Origin of the sequence: Streptomyces sp. NPDC059355, assembly GCF_042752335.1 — a bacterium.
Taxonomy (GTDB): Bacteria; Actinomycetota; Actinomycetes; order Streptomycetales; family Streptomycetaceae; genus Streptomyces.
In genome coordinates this window covers 32,588-50,357 of the sequence record NZ_JBHYXN010000055.1, presented here as the reverse complement: position 1 = coordinate 50,357, position 17,770 = coordinate 32,588, and the positions used below count along the sequence as shown (strand labels likewise).

Annotated in this window: 17 protein-coding genes and 1 pseudogene; 9 read left to right on the top strand and 9 right to left on the bottom strand. The window is 71.7% G+C overall.

The genetic code is table 11. The features are described from left to right. The 4 genes and pseudogenes from ACFXGI_RS34315 to ACFXGI_RS34300 all read right to left on the bottom strand — a co-directional run. A pseudogene (locus ACFXGI_RS34315) lies at nt 1–204 on the bottom strand (sulfate ABC transporter substrate-binding protein); the annotation flags it as partial. Between the two features lie 298 nt (nt 205–502). Further along, entirely contained in the window at nt 503–574 is a 72-nt protein-coding gene (locus tag ACFXGI_RS34310; RefSeq protein WP_384715479.1) for a putative leader peptide, read from the bottom strand. Nucleotides 575–737: 163 nt separating this feature from the next. Further along, entirely contained in the window at nt 738–1,196 is a 459-nt protein-coding gene (locus ACFXGI_RS34305) for an Rrf2 family transcriptional regulator (protein WP_030869465.1), read from the bottom strand. A 129-nt stretch (nt 1,197–1,325) separates the two neighbouring features. Beyond that, entirely contained in the window at nt 1,326–2,537 is a 1,212-nt protein-coding gene (locus ACFXGI_RS34300; protein ID WP_384715463.1) for an acyl-CoA dehydrogenase, read from the bottom strand. Between the two features lie 413 nt (nt 2,538–2,950). On the opposite strand from ACFXGI_RS34300, the gene ACFXGI_RS34295 reads away from it, so the two are divergent. Both ACFXGI_RS34295 and ACFXGI_RS34290 read left to right on the top strand, forming a co-directional pair. Next, nucleotides 2,951–3,034 (top strand): putative leader peptide, encoded by an 84-nt coding sequence (locus ACFXGI_RS34295; protein WP_324617234.1) that lies wholly within the window; start codon nt 2,951–2,953, stop codon nt 3,032–3,034. A 222-nt stretch (nt 3,035–3,256) separates the two neighbouring features. After that, on the top strand, nt 3,257–3,844 hold the full coding sequence (locus ACFXGI_RS34290; protein ID WP_384715460.1) for a winged helix-turn-helix domain-containing protein: 588 nt from the start codon (nt 3,257–3,259) through the stop codon (nt 3,842–3,844). Nucleotides 3,845–3,884: 40 nt separating this feature from the next. On the opposite strand, the gene ACFXGI_RS34285 is transcribed toward ACFXGI_RS34290, so the two are convergent. Continuing rightward, a complete protein-coding gene (locus tag ACFXGI_RS34285; RefSeq protein ID WP_384715457.1) occupies nt 3,885–5,594 on the bottom strand; it encodes a CocE/NonD family hydrolase in 1,710 nt (569 codons plus the stop codon). Between the two features lie 92 nt (nt 5,595–5,686). On the opposite strand from ACFXGI_RS34285, the gene ACFXGI_RS34280 reads away from it, so the two are divergent. Beyond that, nucleotides 5,687–6,403, top strand: coding sequence for a TetR/AcrR family transcriptional regulator C-terminal domain-containing protein (locus ACFXGI_RS34280; RefSeq protein ID WP_384715454.1), 717 nt, complete (start codon nt 5,687–5,689; stop codon nt 6,401–6,403). Nucleotides 6,404–6,438: 35 nt separating this feature from the next. On the opposite strand, the gene ACFXGI_RS34275 is transcribed toward ACFXGI_RS34280, so the two are convergent. Next, nucleotides 6,439–7,038: a TIGR03086 family metal-binding protein gene (locus ACFXGI_RS34275; protein ID WP_384715451.1), complete on the bottom strand. Its 600-nt coding sequence runs from the start codon at nt 7,036–7,038 to the stop codon at nt 6,439–6,441. A gap of 583 nt (nt 7,039–7,621) precedes the next feature. Here ACFXGI_RS34275 and ACFXGI_RS34270 point away from each other — a divergent pair. Further along, nucleotides 7,622–8,143: a hypothetical protein gene (locus ACFXGI_RS34270; protein ID WP_384715448.1), complete on the top strand. Its 522-nt coding sequence runs from the start codon at nt 7,622–7,624 to the stop codon at nt 8,141–8,143. Between the two features lie 23 nt (nt 8,144–8,166). Here the strand turns inward: ACFXGI_RS34270 and ACFXGI_RS34265 are convergent, their stop codons facing one another. After that, nucleotides 8,167–8,967 (bottom strand): class I SAM-dependent DNA methyltransferase, encoded by an 801-nt coding sequence (locus ACFXGI_RS34265; protein WP_384715445.1) that lies wholly within the window; start codon nt 8,965–8,967, stop codon nt 8,167–8,169. 136 nt (nt 8,968–9,103) lie between these two features. Here ACFXGI_RS34265 and ACFXGI_RS34260 point away from each other — a divergent pair, with 136 nt between their 5' ends. Beyond that, on the top strand, nt 9,104–9,742 hold the full coding sequence (locus ACFXGI_RS34260; RefSeq protein WP_384715442.1) for a dihydrofolate reductase family protein: 639 nt from the start codon (nt 9,104–9,106) through the stop codon (nt 9,740–9,742). A gap of 70 nt (nt 9,743–9,812) precedes the next feature. On the opposite strand, the gene ACFXGI_RS34255 is transcribed toward ACFXGI_RS34260, so the two are convergent. Next, the gene (locus ACFXGI_RS34255) at nt 9,813–10,886 is read right to left on the bottom strand and encodes an amino acid ABC transporter permease (RefSeq protein WP_384715439.1); all 1,074 of its coding nucleotides are present in this window, start codon (nt 10,884–10,886) and stop codon (nt 9,813–9,815) included. 690 nt (nt 10,887–11,576) lie between these two features. Between ACFXGI_RS34255 and ACFXGI_RS34250 the strand changes: the two genes are divergently transcribed. From ACFXGI_RS34250 to ACFXGI_RS34240, 3 genes are all read left to right on the top strand, one after another. After that, the gene (locus tag ACFXGI_RS34250; RefSeq protein WP_384715436.1) at nt 11,577–12,740 is read left to right on the top strand and encodes an LLM class flavin-dependent oxidoreductase; all 1,164 of its coding nucleotides are present in this window, start codon (nt 11,577–11,579) and stop codon (nt 12,738–12,740) included. 82 nt (nt 12,741–12,822) lie between these two features. Further along, nucleotides 12,823–13,791 (top strand): ABC transporter substrate-binding protein, encoded by a 969-nt coding sequence (locus ACFXGI_RS34245; RefSeq protein ID WP_384715433.1) that lies wholly within the window; start codon nt 12,823–12,825, stop codon nt 13,789–13,791. Between the two features lie 23 nt (nt 13,792–13,814). Next, nucleotides 13,815–14,567, top strand: a complete 753-nt coding sequence (locus ACFXGI_RS34240) for an amino acid ABC transporter ATP-binding protein (protein WP_384715475.1) — start codon at nt 13,815–13,817, stop codon at nt 14,565–14,567. A 34-nt stretch (nt 14,568–14,601) separates the two neighbouring features. Here the strand turns inward: ACFXGI_RS34240 and ACFXGI_RS34235 are convergent, their stop codons facing one another. Then, on the bottom strand, nt 14,602–15,174 hold the full coding sequence (locus ACFXGI_RS34235; RefSeq protein ID WP_384715430.1) for a rhodanese-like domain-containing protein: 573 nt from the start codon (nt 15,172–15,174) through the stop codon (nt 14,602–14,604). Nucleotides 15,175–15,506: 332 nt separating this feature from the next. Here ACFXGI_RS34235 and ACFXGI_RS34230 point away from each other — a divergent pair, with 332 nt between their 5' ends. Beyond that, nucleotides 15,507–17,738, top strand: a complete 2,232-nt coding sequence (locus ACFXGI_RS34230) for a sulfatase-like hydrolase/transferase (protein WP_384715427.1) — start codon at nt 15,507–15,509, stop codon at nt 17,736–17,738. Nucleotides 17,739–17,770: the final 32 nt, after the last annotated feature.

Genomic DNA, 17,770 nt, shown 5'->3' with positions numbered 1-17,770 from the left:
CAGCGCGGTGGCGTGCGTCAGGTTCGGGAAGTACCCGATGCGGACCTCGGACGCGGAGAGCTTCTTCTCGCCCGTGGCCGCGGCGTTCGCCTTCTCGTCTTCCTTCTTCGCCTCGGAACCGTAGCCGCAGGCGGTGAGCAGCACGGGGAGCGTCGCAGTGACGGCGATGGCACGCAGGATGGTGAGCGGTCTAGCGGCAGACACGGAGGTGTCCTTTCACGGGATGGTGTTCACGGAAGTACGGAAGTACGGAAGCGCGGGGGGTACAGGGGTACGGACAGGGGCGCGCCGAGACCATCGGCGCACACGGCACCCGCCTCCGGCCGTTGCCGGCGGGAACTCGGTCGCAGGCGGAGGAGTGGGCGGGTTTCGGACGCCCCGCGGTGCGGGCGTCGAGCTCGTACGTCGAACGCCCGCTCTTGAAAGCGCACGGTCGGTGCAGTCGGCCGGGGGGCCCGCCCGGCCGACGGAGGTACGCGCGGAGCCCGTCCGGCGAAGGGTTTCAGCCGGGCTGACAGATGGCGCTGGAGGTACGTACGAGGTCGATGTGCCGGCGGGAGACCAGAGGCAGCATCCGGCCTGCGTGGTGCAGTTCTCGCACGGCCACCTCACTTGATTCCTAGTTTTCCCACCTGGTTGATAGGCATATTGGCAGAGCCGGACAACGGGCCCAAGAGGCTGACCGCATCGTGGACGTCGTCATCTCGTAATATGAGAAGCCGCAGGTGGGGCAGGGGTCAGGGATTGGTCCAGGCCCCGGGGGGATCGGCCAGTGCCGAGACACCTGAGGGCAGATCGGAGGACGCGACGTCGGCGAGCGTCACACCGTCGAGGATCTCGCGCACATTGGCCCGCAGCGCGATCCACAGAGGAAGCAGCGACTGGGCGGGGCCGGTGTAGGACAGGTCCGGCGGGCGGACCCCGCGCACCGAGACGAGCGGTCCGTCCACGACGCGGATGACGTCCGCGATGGTGATGGACTCGGCGGGCTTGGCCAGACGGTAGCCGCCGTTGCCGCCACGCTGGCTGAGCACGAGACCGCCCCGGCGCATGTCGTTCAGGATGCCCTCGAGGAACTTGTGCGGGATGTCCTGGGCGTCGGCGATGGCCTCGGCCTTCACCGGCCCGTCGTCCTGCGACGCGGCAAGCTGCAGTGCGGCACGTACCGCGTAGTCCGCCCTGGCTGAGATCCGCATGGGGCCATTATCCGGCATGGATCAGGCCGACGTCGGCCACGGGTGGCCGCAGGCTGCCGGGCGGGTGCGCTGACCCGGCAGCCTTCGGGGCTCGGCTCGTGGATCCGCGTCCCGAGCGGGAGCCCCGGGTCAGTGGAAGGCCGCCGCCACCGCGCGGTGGGAGCCGTTGAGGTAGTGCTCGCCGATAGAGCGCAGGCGGTGCGCGACCGGCCGGTGGGCCGTCAGGACTCGGGCGTTGCGCCAGAACCGGTCCAGACCGGGAGCGTCGGCGAGTTCCAGTACCCGGGCGGTGATGTGCAGGGCGGCCTTCGACATCACGGCCTCGGCCGTGGCGACCAGGGCGGCCACACCCGCCGGCACCTCGGCGTCGAGGTGCGCACCCGTGGCGAGGGCCCGCGCCATGACCTCCGTCGCCCGGTCGACCACGGCGGTGGCCGTCTGGGCGGCGGAGGCGAGTTCCCCGTACGTCAGGAAGAGGTCCGGGTCCTCGCCGGGCAGCCGGTGCGCGCGGCCGCCCCTGCTGAGGTCGCGTGCCTCGGTGAGGGCGCCCTCGGCGATGCCGAGGCCGACGTGGCACAGGGCGAGCCGCAGCGCCGGTTCCGCGAGTGCGGTGACGGGTGGGGTCGACTCCTCGTCGTGCGGTCGGCGGCCCAGCACCTGCTCCGGCGTGATGGCGACCCGGTCCAGGACGACCCGGCCCGCGCCGGCGACCCGCTGCCCGAGGCGATCGTGGGAGGGTTCGACGCTCACGCCCCCCGCGCCGGACGGGATCCGTACGACCAGGACGTCGCCGGTCGCGGCGCAGACGGCGTCCACCACGATCTGGTCGGCGGCGGCCACCGCCGTGTCCACGGACCGGCGTCCGTTCAGCACGTGGCCGGCGGGGCGGGGCCTCAGCGTGAGGTCCGGTCCCAGGGCGTCCTCGTCGGGCGCGGGGGTGCGGACCGCCCCGGTCCACAGCCAGCGCTCGCGCACCGACTCTTCTTCGAGGGCGGTGGCGAGCTCGTGGTCCGCATAGAAGCGCCCGCTCCAGGCGTGTACGTAGTGACGGGCGAGCAGGTCGCCGACGGAGCTGTCCGCCGCGGAGATCTCCCGAATGACGGCGCATCCGGTGCGCCAGTCCACCCCCCGGTCGGGTCCGGGCGGAGTGAGGGCCGCGGGCAGGCCGGCCTCGCGCAGCCGGGCCGTCTCGTCGGTCGGCGGCTTGCCGGCCTGGTCCCGGGCGATGGCGTCCGCGGCGAGGTCGTCCGCCACGTCGCGGGCGGTGCGCAGGAGCGCGCGGTGCCGCTCGTCGGTGGACCGGAGTCCGACCGGGCCGGTTGTCGTGCGCGTGGGTGTCACCGGCAGTCCCCGGTGCCGCCGTGCGGCGCGGGGGCTGGGCGGGCGGCGGTGCCACGGGGGCTGGCGGTGGTCATGTGGGCTACTCCGGAACGTTGTTGGGTGGCGACCGGGCAGGGCGTCGAATCCCCACCTTTCCCATCGGATTGATAGGGATACTCGCCCGAAGTGACCTTTCCGGCAAGGGTGTGACCGGATGATGGACAGTTCGATCTCGGGATGAAAGACGTCGCAGGTCAGTGCCCGGCGGGTGGAGCCGCGGTCGGACGCGTCGGCAAGGAAGCTGTGGAGCAGGGGAGTTGAGCCTCCGCGCACCCCTGGCAGCGGGAAATCTCCACGCGGTTCCTCCAGTCATTTCCTATGTGAACAGTAGGGAAGTATTGACGAGCATCCGCCGCGCACCTCAGGATGTGCCCATGTCCCCGTCGCAGCCGTTGCTCGTACGCCGCAGGCACGTTGACCTCCGTCGCGTGGCCAGCGCCGTCTGCCGCCCCGTCTAGGGCTTTACGCCAGGGCATTTCCCCGATGCGCGCCGATGTTCCGGTGCCGCCTCCTCCGTGCGTCGCGCCTTTCAGGTGACCCCGGCCCTCTGGGCCGTCCGGGTCGGTCCGGCCTGCGCCATGCCGACCCTCCCGGTCGATTCCGTCACGGAGACCCCCTGCCCTGCCGTGCCCGAACACCCGGCATCCGTAATTCACTCCGCGCAGCCGAAGGGGCTCATCATGACCACCGCACTTCCCGCATCCCCCGTCCGCCGTTCCCCGGCCCCGCGCCTCCAGCTGGTCGGCGACCGTCCGCTCGCCGTCCCGGCCGTCCCCGGCGGCGGGACCGAAGGGGGTCGCGTCGGGTACCTCGTGTTCCTGCCGGCGAACGTCGACCCGGTCGCGCTGATGCAGGCGCACGGCATCCGCCCGGAGGTCCATCCCCTCGGGCTCGGACTGCCCCAGGCTCCCGGGTCGGAGCCGGCCGCGGCGGCCCCGCAGTCCGACCCCGTCCGGACCGGCGACGCGGTCCGGGCCGGCGACGCGATCCGGGTCGACCGGGCGCGCCGGCTGGTCGAGGTCGACGGGCACGAACTGGATCTCACGTACCTGGAGTTCGACCTCCTGGCCCATCTCGTGGCCCACCCGTACACGGTTCACACGCGTGATGCCCTCATCTCGGGCATCTGGGGCTACGGGCACATCGGTGACGGCCGTACGGTCGATGTCCACGTGGCCCGGCTGCGCCGCAAGCTCGGACCCGCCCACCGGGACCGCATCTCCACCGTGCGCCGCGTCGGCTACAAGTACGTCCCCGACCACCGGTAGCCCCGGAGTCGGCCGGCGGGCGCCGAGGCCGTTCGGCGACTCACCCGTCGCCCGCGGGGCCGGATTCGCGACCGGGGTCCTGCGTCGAGAGCATCAAGGCCGAGTCCGCGTGGACGGTGACGCGCACCGGTGTGAACGTGGTGGCGTCCACCGCCGACTCCCCGTTGCCGGGATTGCGGGCGTAGCGCGGATGGGCGCCTGCGCTGATCTGCCAGCGTATGCGGTGGCCGACGGCGAAGCGGTGGGCGGTCTGACCCATCGGCACGGTGACCTGCGAGGGCTCCTGTCCGTGCGTCCGCAGGGGGCCCAGCCCGTCGCAGACGTTGACGGAGCGACCCTGTGCGTCCACGTCGCACAGGCGGGTGAAGACGTCGGCGTGACCGGTGTCCGTGGAGATGCTCAACCGTGCGGAGACCGGCCCGAGGATGTCCACGGGCTCGGTCAGCGGGGGACCGGTGAACGTCAGTACGTCGTCCCGGGCCTCGAGGGCTCCGTTGTCGCGCGGACCGGCGGTGCGGGAGAGGAGCCGGCCGCCGAGGGAGGGGGTCGGGTCGTCCGGGTCGTAGCGGAACGAGGTCAGCGGCGCGCTGTCCGTGGGCGCCTGCCGGGTGAGGTGCCCCTGCCCGGTGGGGAACCACGGGACCGGGTCCGCGGCCGGCGGCCAGTCGTCGAGGTCTCGCCAGGCGTTCTCGCCGCCGATGTGCACGCGCACCCTTGCGGGACGCGGGTCGCAGGGATCGGAGCCCAGGTGGGCGCGCAACCAGGCGAGGCTCGCGGCGAACACCTCGGGCCATCCCTGTTGCAGGGCGGAGGTGTGGGTCCAGGGGCCGACGAGCAGGGAGGTTTCACAGCCGGCCGCGCGCAGCCGCTCGTACTGCTCGAAGGTCTGGTCGGCCAGCACGTCGTGCCATCCCGTGATCAGGCTCGTGGGCACGCGGAGCCGCTGCGCGGACTCCGCCTGGGACGCGCCCCGCCAGTACGGGTCGTCGGCGTCCGGGTGCGTCATCACCTCGTCCAGCCAGGGCACCTCGCCCCCGAGGGCCGAGGCGTACGCACCGCGCAGTGGTTTCGCGGTGGTGGCCTCGCGCAGCCGGCGCTGAAGGCGCAGCGTCGCCTTCAGGAACGGACCCGTGCCCCGGTGCTGGTAGGTCATGCCCAGCCCGACGGCGAGGGCCGTCTCCAGGTGCAGCGCGCCGCCCGAATGGAACAGCGCGTGGGGATCGTGCAGGCCCACCTGCACCACCATCGCCTTCAGTTCCGGCGGCGGGTCCAGGGCGAGTGCCCACTGTACGTAGCCCAGGTAGCTGGGGCCGACGGTCCCGAGGGTTCCGTTGAACCAGGGCTGTTCGCGCAGCCAGGACACCGTGGCCAGACCGTCGTCGGCCTCGTTGCGCCACAGGTCGAACGTGCCTCCCGACCCGCCGGTTCCGCGGCAGCTCTGCAGGACCACGTGAAAGCCCTGTTCGGCGAAGAGCAAGCCGTACATGGGGGACCACGGAAAGCCCCGGCCGTACGGCGAGCGCACCAGGAGGGTGGGGAAGTCGCCCTCGGTGCGGGGGAAGTAGTGGTCGGTGATCAGCGGGCTGCCGTCGGCGGCCGGCACCACCAGCCCGGGCTCCCAGCCGACCTCGTGCAGCCTGGCCGGGAGGCGGCGCCACGTCGCCCTCATCATCCGGGCCGCCAGCGGCGGTTTCCCGGCCGGTGGCGCCCAGATCGACCTCGACACAGGACCGCGCGTGGGAGTAGTCATTTTCCCCTCTTGATTTCCGTACGTTGTACGAGAATAGCTCATGCTTGACTGGGGTCCGCAAGGGACGCCGATCAAGGAGAGGAGCGTGGACCGTGCCCAGCGAAGGAAATGCCGGCGCCCCGGCAGTCGATCCCCAGCAGCTCTGGCTGGGCTCCGACCAGCCGCGCAGGGGGCGCAAGCCCGCCTACAGCCGAGAGGTGATCACCGCGGCGGCCGTGGCCCTGGCGGACGCGGAGGGGCTCGAAGCGGTCACCATGCGGAAGGTCGCCGCAGAGGTCGGAGCCGGCGTCATGTCGCTCTACAGCTACGCCCCCGACAAGGAGACGCTGCTGAACCTGATGGTCGACCACGTCACCGCCGAACTGCCGACCGCGTACCCGCTCACCGGCGACTGGCGCGCGGACCTGAAGGCCATCGCCCGCCTACAGCGCGACCACATGCTGAGGCACCCCTGGCTCCCCGCAGCCCTGACCACCCGCCGCGTCCCCGGGCCACACACCCTGGCCTTCCTGGAACGCGCGCTCGCCGCCCTGCGGCCCGCCGGACTGGACGGGATGGCGAAGCTGGAGGTCTTCGCCCAGCTCACGGCATTCGTGGCCGGGCACGTGGCTCACGAGACGGCGCAGGCCGCGCTGGCGCAGTCCCCTGACCGGGCCGCGGCGGAAGCCCGCTACCTCGCGGTGGTCGCCACGGACGGCAACCACCCGGAACTCGCCGAAGCCCTCTCCACCCCCGGACGCCCCCTTACGCCCGACGACACCTTCAACCGGTTCCTGAACCGCCTGATCGGCGGCCTCGACACCGGCTGATCGAGCCCGGCGGGAGGCTGCCGGAAACCGTGCTGTCAGGCAAGCGGCGCCGTCCAGTGGGGATCGCGCCCGCTCAGCCCGACCGCCCGGTCGATGAGCGGGGCGTCGTCCGGTACGGGCACGACCGCCCCGAAGGCGCCCCCGCCGCGGCCCTCGTCCTCGGCGGCCTGCAACAGGAACGCGTGCGAGACGCGCAGGGCGGCGTGGTCGGGCGTGTACTCCTGGCCGGTGGCCCGGGCCAGGTCCCAGCCGTGGACGACCAGTTCGTCGGCGGCCACCACCCCCGCGATCTCGCTGGGGAGGTCCACGCCTCCGGCGCGGGTCATGCCGGTCCAGGCAGCCGGTTCCCTCCAGGCCCCGGCCAGTTCGGTGAGGGCCCGGGGCAGTTCCTCGCGCCAGCCGGCGGGCAAGGCGGGCGCGGTGGCGCCCGGGGCCGTGTCCGTCGTGGGGCCCAGGTCCTTGCGGGCGGCGTCGCGGAACGCGACGGCGAGGCCCGAGAGGTGGCCCAGCAGGTCGCGGACCGTGTACTCGGGGCACGGCGTCCGGTCGGCGAGCGCCGCGTCGGGCACGTCCCTCGCGAGCCGGGCCACGAGCCGGGCCTGCGGTCCGAGATCGACAGCCGTCGTGTCGGTCATTTCTCCGCTCCCTCCGAGGTGCTGGGCCTGAAGGGTAGACCGGTGACGAAGCAGGGACTCATCGCCACGCGGGCACTGCACTACGTCGCGGCCGCGTGGCCACGGCCCGGCCATTCCTCCCGGAGCAGGGCGTACACCAGGTCGTGGAATCCCGGGCCCAGGACGGCGAGGGCGGCCTCGGTGGCGAAGCGCTTGCCCTGGTGGGCGGCGTGGAAGACACAGCCGAGCTCGCCACCCTGCTAGCGGGCACGAGAACCAGTCGGATCATCGACCTCGAAGGCCGCCTCACCCCCGTTCGCCGCCGCCCGGCGGCTTACGGCGCCGATGTACTACCTCGCTGTCCTGCATCGCACCAGGGAAGTCGTCCTCTACGCCGCCCCGAACGGCAGGTCGTACGTCATCCGGGCCGGATGAACCTGCTGGCATCCCACGGCCTCTCGAACCCGACTCCTCTTCCGGACCTCCGCAAGCGCAGGATGAGCGAGGTGGCCGGTATGTCGATGGCAGCGGTGCGGGGCGGGGCATCGAACGTCATCGCGGACCGGGCCCAGGGGTGTGTCGGAAGTACTCTAGGTTGGCTGACGTGAGTGCGCGGGGGCGGAGTTACACATATGTCGGACCGGTCGAGCTGAAGACTGCCGTCCGGCCTGGTGGCGGCGGGTGCCGGATCGGCTCGGCGGCCGATTTCGACAGCTGGATCGCTGAGCGATCGGCGGCGGAGCTGGCCGAACCGTTCACCTTCGTGGTCGGTATGGACGGTGTGCTTCGACTGGCGCCGCGACGAAGCGAGCACGTGGCCTGTGCCGGCGGAGACACGGTTCTGAGTGCCGGCGAGATCAGCTTCACCTGCGAGGCAGATCAGTGGGTCGTGAACGAGGTCACCAATCAGTCCACCGGATACTGCCCGGACATCGCGTCCTGGTCGGAAGTCGCCCGTGCTCTGGACCACGTTGAGCGCGGGCGGCCCTCCGGCTTCACCCACGAGGTCGTGTTCCGGCGGTGCCCCGACTGCCAGGAACACAGCATCGTGCGCGAGGACGACTTCGTCTGCGTCTTCTGCGGCAGCGATCTGCCTGCGGCGTGGAATGTGGATCCCACCGCGTGACGGCCGAGGGTCACGGCAACTCGTTATCCGCATCCGCCATCGGACTCCGGCTTCGCGAATGATCCGTCCGGCGGAAGCCGGCCGCTCGGGCCCGCAGCCGGGGGCGGTACCTCGAGGGCGAAGAAGAGGAAGCAGGGTTTGGTCGAAAGGGCGTGGAAGTCGTCGGGGAACAGCTCACGGGCGGCTGGGTCGGGCTGCGGCTCGCTGATGGCGGCAAGACGGAAGCCGGCGGTGGTGAAGGCATCGGTCATCGCGTGCAGTGGCTTGCGCCAGAACCTCATCGGGGCGGGCTCCCCGTTGAACGTCCAGTCGAAGGTATAGCTGGTGGTCGCCGAGTAGTCAGGCCGGGGATCCTGGATCGTATAGGCCACGAAAGGGTGGTCCACCGACGTGATCAGCCGGCCGCCGGGCCTGATTACTCGCCGCAACTCGGCCAGCGTCGGCCCCCAGTCCTCCAGGTAGTGCAGCACCAGAGACGCGACCACGTCGTCGAACGCATCGTCGTCGAACGGCAGAGGATCGCTCAGGTCGACCACCTGCAGGGCGACATCGTTGCCCAGCCGCCGTCTCGCCAACGCCAGCATCCCGGCGCTGGCGTCGATGCCGGTGACGACCGCACCGCGGTTGCGAAGTGCCGCGGACAGGGGGCCCGAGCCGCAACCGGCGTCCAGGATCCGACGGCCGGCCACGTCTCCGGCGATGGCCAACATCGCGGGCCGCTCGTAGTACGCGTTCACCAGGCTGTTCTCGTTCTCCGCCGAGTACGCCTCGGCGAAGCCGTCGTAGTCATTCACCTGGGCCGGATCTGCATTTAAGCGTTCCACCGTCGCAGCCTACTCGTCACATGATCCGCCGGACAGGACCCGGGCGGGTCGGCGCCGGGCCCGTCGTGTCGATGAGTTCAGGGGCGTCCGCGGGTCTATCTCTTGACGGAGACAACCGACTCATCCGGAGGAAGCCATGGGCCTCATCCACATCGAGATGTTCGCGACCCTCGACCTGGTCGGGCAGGCGCCCGGCGGCCCCGACGAGGACCCGGCGGGGTTCCCGTTCGGCGGCTGGCAGGCGCCCCTGCTCGACGAGGTCGGTGGGGCGCAGGTCGCTGCGGCGTACGAGGGCACGGACGCCCTCCTGCTCGGCCGGCGGACGTACGACATCTTCGCCGCCTTCTGGCCCCACCAGAAGGGCAGCGAGGACGGCGAGATCGCCACCCTCTTCAACAGCGTCCCGAAGTACGTGGCCTCGCGCGGCAGGCCCGACCTCTCGTGGGCCGGGTCCACGCAACTCGGCCCGGACCTCGCCGCCGCTGTGCGCGAGATCCGCGAGCGGCACGAGCACGTGAAGGTCGTGGGCAGCCTGAACCTCGTGCAGAGCCTCCTGCGCGAGAAGCTCTTCGACCGTCTCGACCTCTGGCTGCACCCGATCCTGCTCGGCGTGGGCAAGAAGGTGTTCGACGGTGGCGCGGTACCCACCAACGTGACCCTCCTCGAACCTCCGGCGGCCGGGCCGAAGGGCACCGTCTACCTGCGCTACGGGCTCGCCGACGGCACGCCCGCGACGGGGGACATGAGCGCCCCCGACCGCGGCGTCGGAAGCTGACTTCGCGCGGCCCCTCCTCCTCGGACGAAGCCCGGGGAGGAGGGGCCGCCGGGCCGTCGCGGTGGCGGGGCTACCGTCCGCCGGGGGCGGTCACCGTATGCAGCCGGGCGCGCAGGGCGGCCAGCCGGATGCGCAGTCGCTGAGGCGGCGAGGGCGGCAGGCTGCGGGAGGTGCCGCGTGCGAAGTGCCGCTCGACGTAGTACTGGCCGGCGCTCAGGACGGTCGTGGTGGCGATGTACCAAACGGTGGCGACCATCAGCAACGGGATCACCTGGTAGTTCTGGTTGTAGACCAGCTGTACCGAGTACAGCAGATCGTGCACGGCGAGCACGCTGACGATGCTGGTGCCCTTGAGCGTGCCGATCAGCATGTTCCCGGCGGTCGGCACGATCGACCGCATCGCCTGGGGTACGACGATCCGGCGCAGGGTGCGGCGCCTGCTCAGGCCGAGCGCCTGCGCGGCCTCGGTCTGGCCGGCGTCCACGGAGAGGATGCCTCCGCGCACCACCTCGGCGGCGTAAGCGGATTCGTGCAGGGTCAGGCCGATGACGGCCGTGAGGGTCGGGCCGAGCAGGTTCACCGTCTTGACGGTGAAGAGCTGGGGGCCGTACGGGATGCCGAGGCCGAGCGTGGGGTAGAGGGCGCCGATGTTGAACCAGAACAGCAGCTGAACCAGCAACGGCGTGGACCGGAAGATCCACACGTACCCCCAACTCAGCGTCCGCAGAACCGGATTGGCGGAGAGGCGCATCACGGCCAGCACGGTGCCGAAGAGGAAGCCGAGCGTCATCACCGCGCCGGTCAGCCACAGGGTGAGCAGCAGTCCGTCGAGCACGGCGGTGGTGGTGAAGTACTGGCCCACCACGTCCCATTGAAAGGCTTCGTTGCGGACGAGGGAGACCAGCACCATCGCGAAGACCAGCAGAGCGGCGGCAGCGGACAGCCTGCGGCCGAGGTGCCGGCGCGGCACGATCGGGGGCGGGTCACCCTCGGAGGTTCCGAGCGCCCCTGTGGGCTTCGCCGGCACGGCGGCCGCCCCGGACAGGGCGGCGCCGGCGGTGCTGTCGGACGCGGCGGATACGGCGGATACGGCGGATGCGTCGGACGCGGCGGAGGTGTCCGAGATGTCGGGCGGGGTGGCCATGGGGAGGCTCTCCAGTGGCGGGGCGCGGGCGTGGATGACGACCCGACGGCACGGCGCGCGGAAGTACGGCACAGGTTGCGCGCGGATGCGGTGCTGCCGGGAACGGGTACTCGTGTCGTCACGCTCACCGCGTCCCTCAACGCGGGCGAAGGGGCTCCCGGACGGGTGGAGCCGCTCCGCCGCCGATCGTATGCGCCTGCGACCCGGCCGTGTCAACCATGCGCGGCCCGGCCGGTCTCCGTGCGGGGCGAGCCGTCCGAGGCCATCCCGGCATTTGCTTGACGAAGAGCGGCATGTACTGCTCAAGTAGTCGCATGAATGCCCATCAGCGCTTGGTTTCGCGCGACTACATCGACTTCGGTCGGGTGTGGTCCGCGGCGTGTTGCGCCTGACGCGGCAGCGGGCTGTCTGATCGGCCCTTCCCTCCCTCGGTGACCCCGTCGCGGGCCGAGAACCTCCTTCGCACCACCACCGGGCACAGGCAACGAGCCGTACGAGGCACGCTGCCGTGAGCCCGGGCGTGCGCTGCCGCCACCCCGTTTCTCCCGACGCCCCGCGTCGTCACGCCGCCACCGTCCTCGTGTGCCTCTCTGTCGTCCCGTCATCTTCCTCTGCGGCAAGGGCTGTTCAGTCATGCCCGCAGGTCGGGTCCCTCACCCGCCCGCCCGCCCGTTCCGAAAGGCCACCCACATGCCCGTGGAATTCCTCGGCATCGCCGCGACCAACAACGGCTCCGAAACCACCGCGCGATCCGGAGCCGCCTTCGACAAGGAGTACACGCTCCGTCTCGCCCGGGCGCACGAGGACCACGGCTGGGACCGCGTGCTGTTCGCCTACGGCTCCGGATCGCCGGACCCCGCCCCGGCGGCCGCGTACATCGCGAGCAGGCTGGACCACCTGCAGATCCTGCTCGCCCACCGGCCCAACGTCTCGTACCCCACCTACGCGGCCAAGACCTTCGCCACCCTGGACCAGATCAGCGAGGGCCGCCTGACCGTCCACTTCATCACCGGCGGCAACGACCACGAACAGGGCCGTGAGGGCGACACCCTCACCAAGGACGAGCGCTACGCCCGCACCCGCGAATACATCCGGATCGTCAAGAAGATCTGGACCACCCGTGAGCCCTTCGACCACGAGGGCGAGCACTACCGCTTCCACGACTTCGTCAGCGACGTCTTCCCCGTCCGGCAGCCGCGCCCGAACGTCTCCTTCGGCGGCTCCTCACCCGCCGCGTACGCCGCCGGCGGCGCGGAGGCCGACGTCTACTGCCTGTGGGGCGAGCCCCTCGCGAAGACCGCCGAGCAGATCGAGGCCGTGAAGGCCGCCGCCAAGGCCGCGGGCCGTACCGACGTGCCGCGCATCCAGGTCGCGTTCCGCCCCATCATCGCCCCGACCGAGGAACTGGCCTGGGAGAAGGCCCACCGCACCGTGGGCGCCATCAGGCAGCGGCGGCAGGCAGGCCTCGTACGACACCACCGCAACGGCGTCCTGGAAGCCGCGGCGCCCCAGAACACCGGATCACAGCGGCTGATCGCCATAGCCGAGGCGGGGGAGCGCTACGACCGGGCGCTGTGGACCCCGACCGCCGCCGCCACCGGCGGTGCGGGCAACTCCAACGCCCTGGTCGGCACCCCGGAGACGGTCGCCCAGGCACTTCTGGACTACCACGACCTCGGGGTCGACATCCTCTCGGCCCGCGGCTACGGCCTGCTGGACGACGCCGTCGACTTCGGCCGGTACGTGATCCCGCTCGTCCGGGAGGAGATCGCGAAGCGCGATGCCGAGCGCGAGCGCGCCACCGCGCACGCGGCGATCGAGCCCCACCCTCCCCTCACGGCGGTACGCGGGTGAACCCCGCGGCACGCACGTCGCCCGGCCTCGGGAGAACACCCCGCACAGGCACCATGCCCCGCAACGGAAAGGCCCTCCCGCTGTGAACCGCCCAGGGAACGGGATCCGCGCCCGCCTGCGCACCGCCGCCTCCCTCGCCCTCCTGCCCCTCTTCCCCCTCCTGGCGCTGACCGCCTGCGACTCCGGTGGCGGAGCCCCGGCCGGTGCGGTTGCCCAGGAGCACTCCGCACCGGCCGACGACCCCGTCGCCGGCGTGCGGTCCGTGGACTCGATCGCCGCCCTGCTGCCCGCCGAGGTCCGCAAGGCGGGCACCCTGCGGGTCGGCAGCTCCGTCGGATCCCCGCCCTCGGCCTACTTCCCGAACGGGCAGGACAAGCCGCCCGCCGGCCAGGACATCGACATCGCCGACGCGGTGGCCAAGGTCCTCGGCGTGCGGCTGGAGCGCCAGGACGCCTCCTTCGAAACGATCCTGCCGGCCCTGGGCAGCGGCAAGTACGACTTCGGCACGGGCAACTTCGGCGTCACCACCGAACGGCTGAAGACCATCGACTTCGTCACGTACATCAACGACGGGCAGGGTTTCGCGGTCAAGAAGGGCAACACCACCCTGACCACACAGGTCTCGGACCTCACCCAGCTGTGCGGACTGACCATCGGCACCGGCGCGGGCACGACGTTCGAGAAGACCCTCACCGCGCAGAAGGGCGTCTGCGCCGCCGCCGGCAAGAAGCCGTACGAGGTGAAGGTCTTCGCCGAGGCCGGAGCCGTCACCACCGCCCTCCAGCAGGGCCGGATCGAGGTCGTCATGTCGACGATCAATGGACTGCGCCACCAGGCCGCGCAGCCCGTGGCGCAGACCGCCTTCCTCGGCGAGTACCACCGCCTCGATGTCGGCTTCGCGTTCAAGAAGGGCTCCCCGCTCACCCCCGCCCTCCAGGCCGCCGTCAACGAGCTGATCAAGAACGGCACCTACGCGCGGATCCTGCAGAAGTGGGGCACCACCGCCTCCGCGATCGACACGTCGCGGATCAACCCGGCCGAGCACGCGTGAGCGGCGGGTCCGTGGGCGATGCCATGGTGCGGGTGCGCGGCGTCCACAAGAGCTTCGGGACGCTGGAAGTGCTGCGCGGCGTCGACCTGGAGGTCCGCGCCGGTGACGTCACGGTGGTCCTCGGCCCTTCCGGCTCGGGGAAGTCGACGCTCCTGCGCACGATCAACCACCTGGAGAAGGTCGACCGCGGGTGGATCAGCGTCGACGGCGATCTCATCGGCTACCGCAGCTCCCGGGGCAAGCTGCACGAGCTGAAGGAGAAGGAGGTCCTGCGACAGCGCACGCGCATCGGTTTCGTCTTCCAGGACTTCAACCTCTTCCCGCACCTCACCGTGCTGGACAACCTCGTCGAGGCGCCGGTCTCCGTGCTGCGGCGCCCGCGGCGGGAGGCGGAGGCGACGGCCCGCCGGCTGCTGGAGCGCGTAGGCCTCTCCGACAAGGCCGACGCCTACCCGCTGCAGTTGTCCGGAGGGCAGCAGCAGCGCGTGGCCATCGCCCGCGCGCTCGCCCTCGAACCGAAGGTGCTCCTCTTCGACGAGCCGACCTCGGCCCTCGACCCGGAGCTGGTCGGCGAGGTCCTGGACGTCATCAGGGACCTGGCGCGATCCGGAACCACCATGATCGTCGTGACGCACGAGATCGGCTTCGCGCGCGAGGTCGCCGACACCGTCGTGTTCATGGACGCCGGTGCCGTCGTGGAGCAGGGGCCGCCCGCGGCCGTCCTGGACGACCCGCAACACCCCCGCACCCGCGCCTTCCTCTCCAAGGTCCTCTGACCGCGCGCTCCGCGTCATCCGACGGAGGGGATCGTCAGGCGCGAGGCGACGGGGACGAACTCTCCAGGGGTGCCTTCCCCTGCTGGTTGAAGGGGAGCCTGCCGAGTACGACCGCCATGCCGCAGGTGTTGCTGAGGGCGGAGTAGACCAGGCCGGCCGCGATCCCCGCGGACAGCAGCCGCAATGCCGGATGGACGAGGAAACCGAGGGCCAGGCCGAGGAGTACGACGGAACCCGCCGTGAACCGGACCTGGCGCTCCATGGCCCAGACGGCCCGACCACGGCCTTCAGGGTGGTCGAGCCCGTGTCCCTCGGCCGCCCAGGCGGTGGTGCCGCCGGTGAGGCTCGACGCGCCGATGCCGTGGGAGGCCAGGGTGGCGACGGCGTTCTCCGCCCGGGCGCCGGAGGCGCACACCACCAGCAGGGGCCTGTCCTCGGCGGCCTCCCGGAGTTCCGGCAGCGCCGGGGCGATGCGGTCGAGGGGGATGTTGAGGGCGTCCGGCAGATGGCCGGACGCGAACTCGGCCGGAGTCCGGACATCGACGACGGTCAGCTCGTGGCGGCGGGAGAACGCCTCGCTCACGCTCAGGGCGGCGGAAACACTCATGGCAGGTCGCGTTCCTTGGCAGAGGGGGAGAGCCTGCGCGGAAGACCGGAGGCACGTGCCGGGGATCCTAGACACCGTGGCGCCCTTGCGACCGCCGCCCCGCACGATCGCCACACGGTTGCCATGCCGCGGCAACAACGGAGGGGCGGCGAACAGTGACGTGCGGGCGCCGCGCCACCGGCGGTGTACCGCTTCGGTGGCACTGCTCGCTTCGGTCAAGGCGGTCCCCAGCACGGCCGGGCCGTCACACGCTCTTCATGCCGTGTGCATGGCCATCGGGCCGGCTCCTCCGCATGATCGAACTCCGTTCGCGACAGCCGAGGAGCCCCCTGATGCCCACCCGCCGCCACTTCATCGCCGGGTCCGCGGCCACCCTCGGCCTGGCCACCGCGCTCCCTGCCGCGCCGGAGGCCCTCGCGGCGGCCCCGGCGGCCCCGGGCGCCACCGCGACCGCCGGTACGGCCACTCCCAACTTCGTGGTGATCCTCGCCGACGACCTCGGCTACGGAGACCTCGGCGCGTACGGCCAGAAGCTGATCACCACACCGCGGATCGACCGGCTCGCCGCCGAAGGCCTGAAGTTCACCGACGCCTACGCGACCGCCGCCGTCTGCGCGCCGTCCCGCTGCTCGCTGCTGACCGGCCTGCACACCGGGCACTCCGCCGTGCGGGCCAATCCCGACGGCGCCCCCGGTGCGCTGAAGGCCGGCGACACCACCTTCGCCGAGGTGCTGCGCGCCCGCGGCTACCGGACCGCCGTGATCGGGAAATGGGGCTTCGGACCGGAGGAGGGCGACCAGCCCAGCCACCCCAACTCCCGTGGTTTCGAGGAGTTCTACGGATACATCGACCACGGTCACGCGCACGAGTACTACCCGCGGTACCTGTGGCACAACGGCGCGAAGGAGACCATCGCCGCCAACACGGGCGGCGCGAAAGGCGCGTACAGCCCCCAACTCATCGAGCAGCGCGCCCTGGACTTCATCGGCGACCACGCCGCCGAGCCCTTCCTGCTCCTCCTCACACCGACCGTGCCGCACGCGCCGAGCGACATCCCGGACGTCGGCGCCTACGCCTCCCGTACCTGGACCCAGGAGAACAAGGGGCACGCCGCCCAGATCACGTACTTCGACACCCTCGTCGGAAAGGTCACCGACCGGCTGCGCGCGCTGGGCATCGCCGAGAACACCGTCGTCCTCGTCACCAGCGACAACGGCCCCCACGAGGAAGGCGGGGTCAACCCGGACCTGTTCGACGCGAACGGCCCGCTGCGCGGCTACAAGCGCAACCTCTACGAGGGCGGCATCCGCGTCCCGCTGATCGCCTGGTCCCCGGGCCGGATCGGGGCGGGGACCACCGACCGCCCCACCTCGCTCACCGACGTGCTGCCCACCCTGGCGGAGCTCGGCGGCGCACCCGCACCCACCGACATCGACGGGCTGTCGGCCGCCCCGCTGCTCGCCGGAAGCCCGAGCGCAGCACGCCACAACCACCTGTACTGGTACCGGGACGAACGCGGTGTCACCAGCCGCGCCAACACCGAGGACGGCGGCCGTGCCACGTGGCTCGCAGAGGCGGTACGCAAGGACGACTGGAAGGCCGTGCGGTTCGCCCCCGTCAGGGACCACGCGCTGCCCGACGCACAGTGGCAGGTCGAGCTGTACGACCTCGCCTCCGACACCGGTGAGCGGCGCGACGTCGCCGCCGCCAACCCGTCCGTGGTCGACGGCCTGGTCGCCCTCATGCGTTCCTCGTGGGCGGACACGTACGTCCGGCGGCCCTTCGGAGCCGGCACGCAGATCCACGGGCCGGCCGTGCCCGGTCAGGCCTTCACGGTGACGGCCACACTCGCCAACGGGTCGGCCAAGCCCTGGACCGGTGCACTCCTCGCACTGCGCGCCCCGGCTGGCTGGCAGGTCCAGGCGACCACCGCCGCCGGACGGGACCAGCTGGCCGCCGGAGCCACGCTGACCACGTCCTGGCGGGTCATCCCGCCGTCGACGGCCACCCCCGGCACGCAGTGGCCGCTGACCGTCGACGGTACGGCGCAGTCGCCGACCGGGCCGCTGCGCTACTCCGCCCCGCAGCGGGTCTCCACGGTGCCGGCGGCCCCGGTCGCCGACGCGTATCTGAGCGATCTCGCGTGGGTCTCGGCCACCAACGGATGGGGCCCGGTGGAACGCGACCGCTCCAACGGGCGCAGCGCGGCCGGGGACGGCACGCCGATCTCGTTCGGCGCGGTGACCTACGCCAAGGGCCTCGGCGTCCACGCGCCCTCCGAGATCGTCTACCACCTCGGCGGAGCGGCGGACCGCTTCACCGCGCTCGTCGGCATCGACGACTTCTCCACGAAGCAGTCCGCCGCCGGCGCGACGAAGGCCTCGGTGCGGGGGGACGGCAAGGTGCTGTTCACCACCGGCAAACTGACCGGCGCGGGCGGTCCCGTGCAGGTGGACGTCGACGTACGCGGGGTGAAGCTGCTGCACCTGGTCGTCGAGGACGCCAACGCCAATTCGGCGTTCGACCACACCTCCTGGGCCCTCGCCCGGGTGACGGTGGGCTGAGCGGCGGAGCGGGCCGCCGGCACCGGCCGGTT

What these genes read in the sequence shown, in the direction of transcription:
- ACFXGI_RS34305 (WP_030869465.1), bottom strand. Translation starts at nt 1,196, where the DNA reads ATGCGGATCTCAGCCAGGGCGGACTACGCGGTACGTGCCGCACTGCAG.
- ACFXGI_RS34295 (WP_324617234.1), top strand. Translation starts at nt 2,951, where the DNA reads ATGTCCCCGTCGCAGCCGTTGCTCGTACGCCGCAGGCACGTTGACCTC.
- ACFXGI_RS34290 (WP_384715460.1), top strand. Translation starts at nt 3,257, where the DNA reads ATGACCACCGCACTTCCCGCATCCCCCGTCCGCCGTTCCCCGGCCCCG.
- ACFXGI_RS34285 (WP_384715457.1), bottom strand. Translation starts at nt 5,594, where the DNA reads ATGACTACTCCCACGCGCGGTCCTGTGTCGAGGTCGATCTGGGCGCCA.
- ACFXGI_RS34275 (WP_384715451.1), bottom strand. Translation starts at nt 7,038, where the DNA reads ATGACCGACACGACGGCTGTCGATCTCGGACCGCAGGCCCGGCTCGTG.
- ACFXGI_RS34260 (WP_384715442.1), top strand. Translation starts at nt 9,104, where the DNA reads ATGGGCCTCATCCACATCGAGATGTTCGCGACCCTCGACCTGGTCGGG.
- ACFXGI_RS34255 (WP_384715439.1), bottom strand. Translation starts at nt 10,886, where the DNA reads ATGGCCACCCCGCCCGACATCTCGGACACCTCCGCCGCGTCCGACGCA.
- ACFXGI_RS34250 (WP_384715436.1), top strand. Translation starts at nt 11,577, where the DNA reads ATGCCCGTGGAATTCCTCGGCATCGCCGCGACCAACAACGGCTCCGAA.
- ACFXGI_RS34240 (WP_384715475.1), top strand. Translation starts at nt 13,815, where the DNA reads ATGGTGCGGGTGCGCGGCGTCCACAAGAGCTTCGGGACGCTGGAAGTG.
- ACFXGI_RS34235 (WP_384715430.1), bottom strand. Translation starts at nt 15,174, where the DNA reads ATGAGTGTTTCCGCCGCCCTGAGCGTGAGCGAGGCGTTCTCCCGCCGC.
- ACFXGI_RS34230 (WP_384715427.1), top strand. Translation starts at nt 15,507, where the DNA reads ATGCCCACCCGCCGCCACTTCATCGCCGGGTCCGCGGCCACCCTCGGC.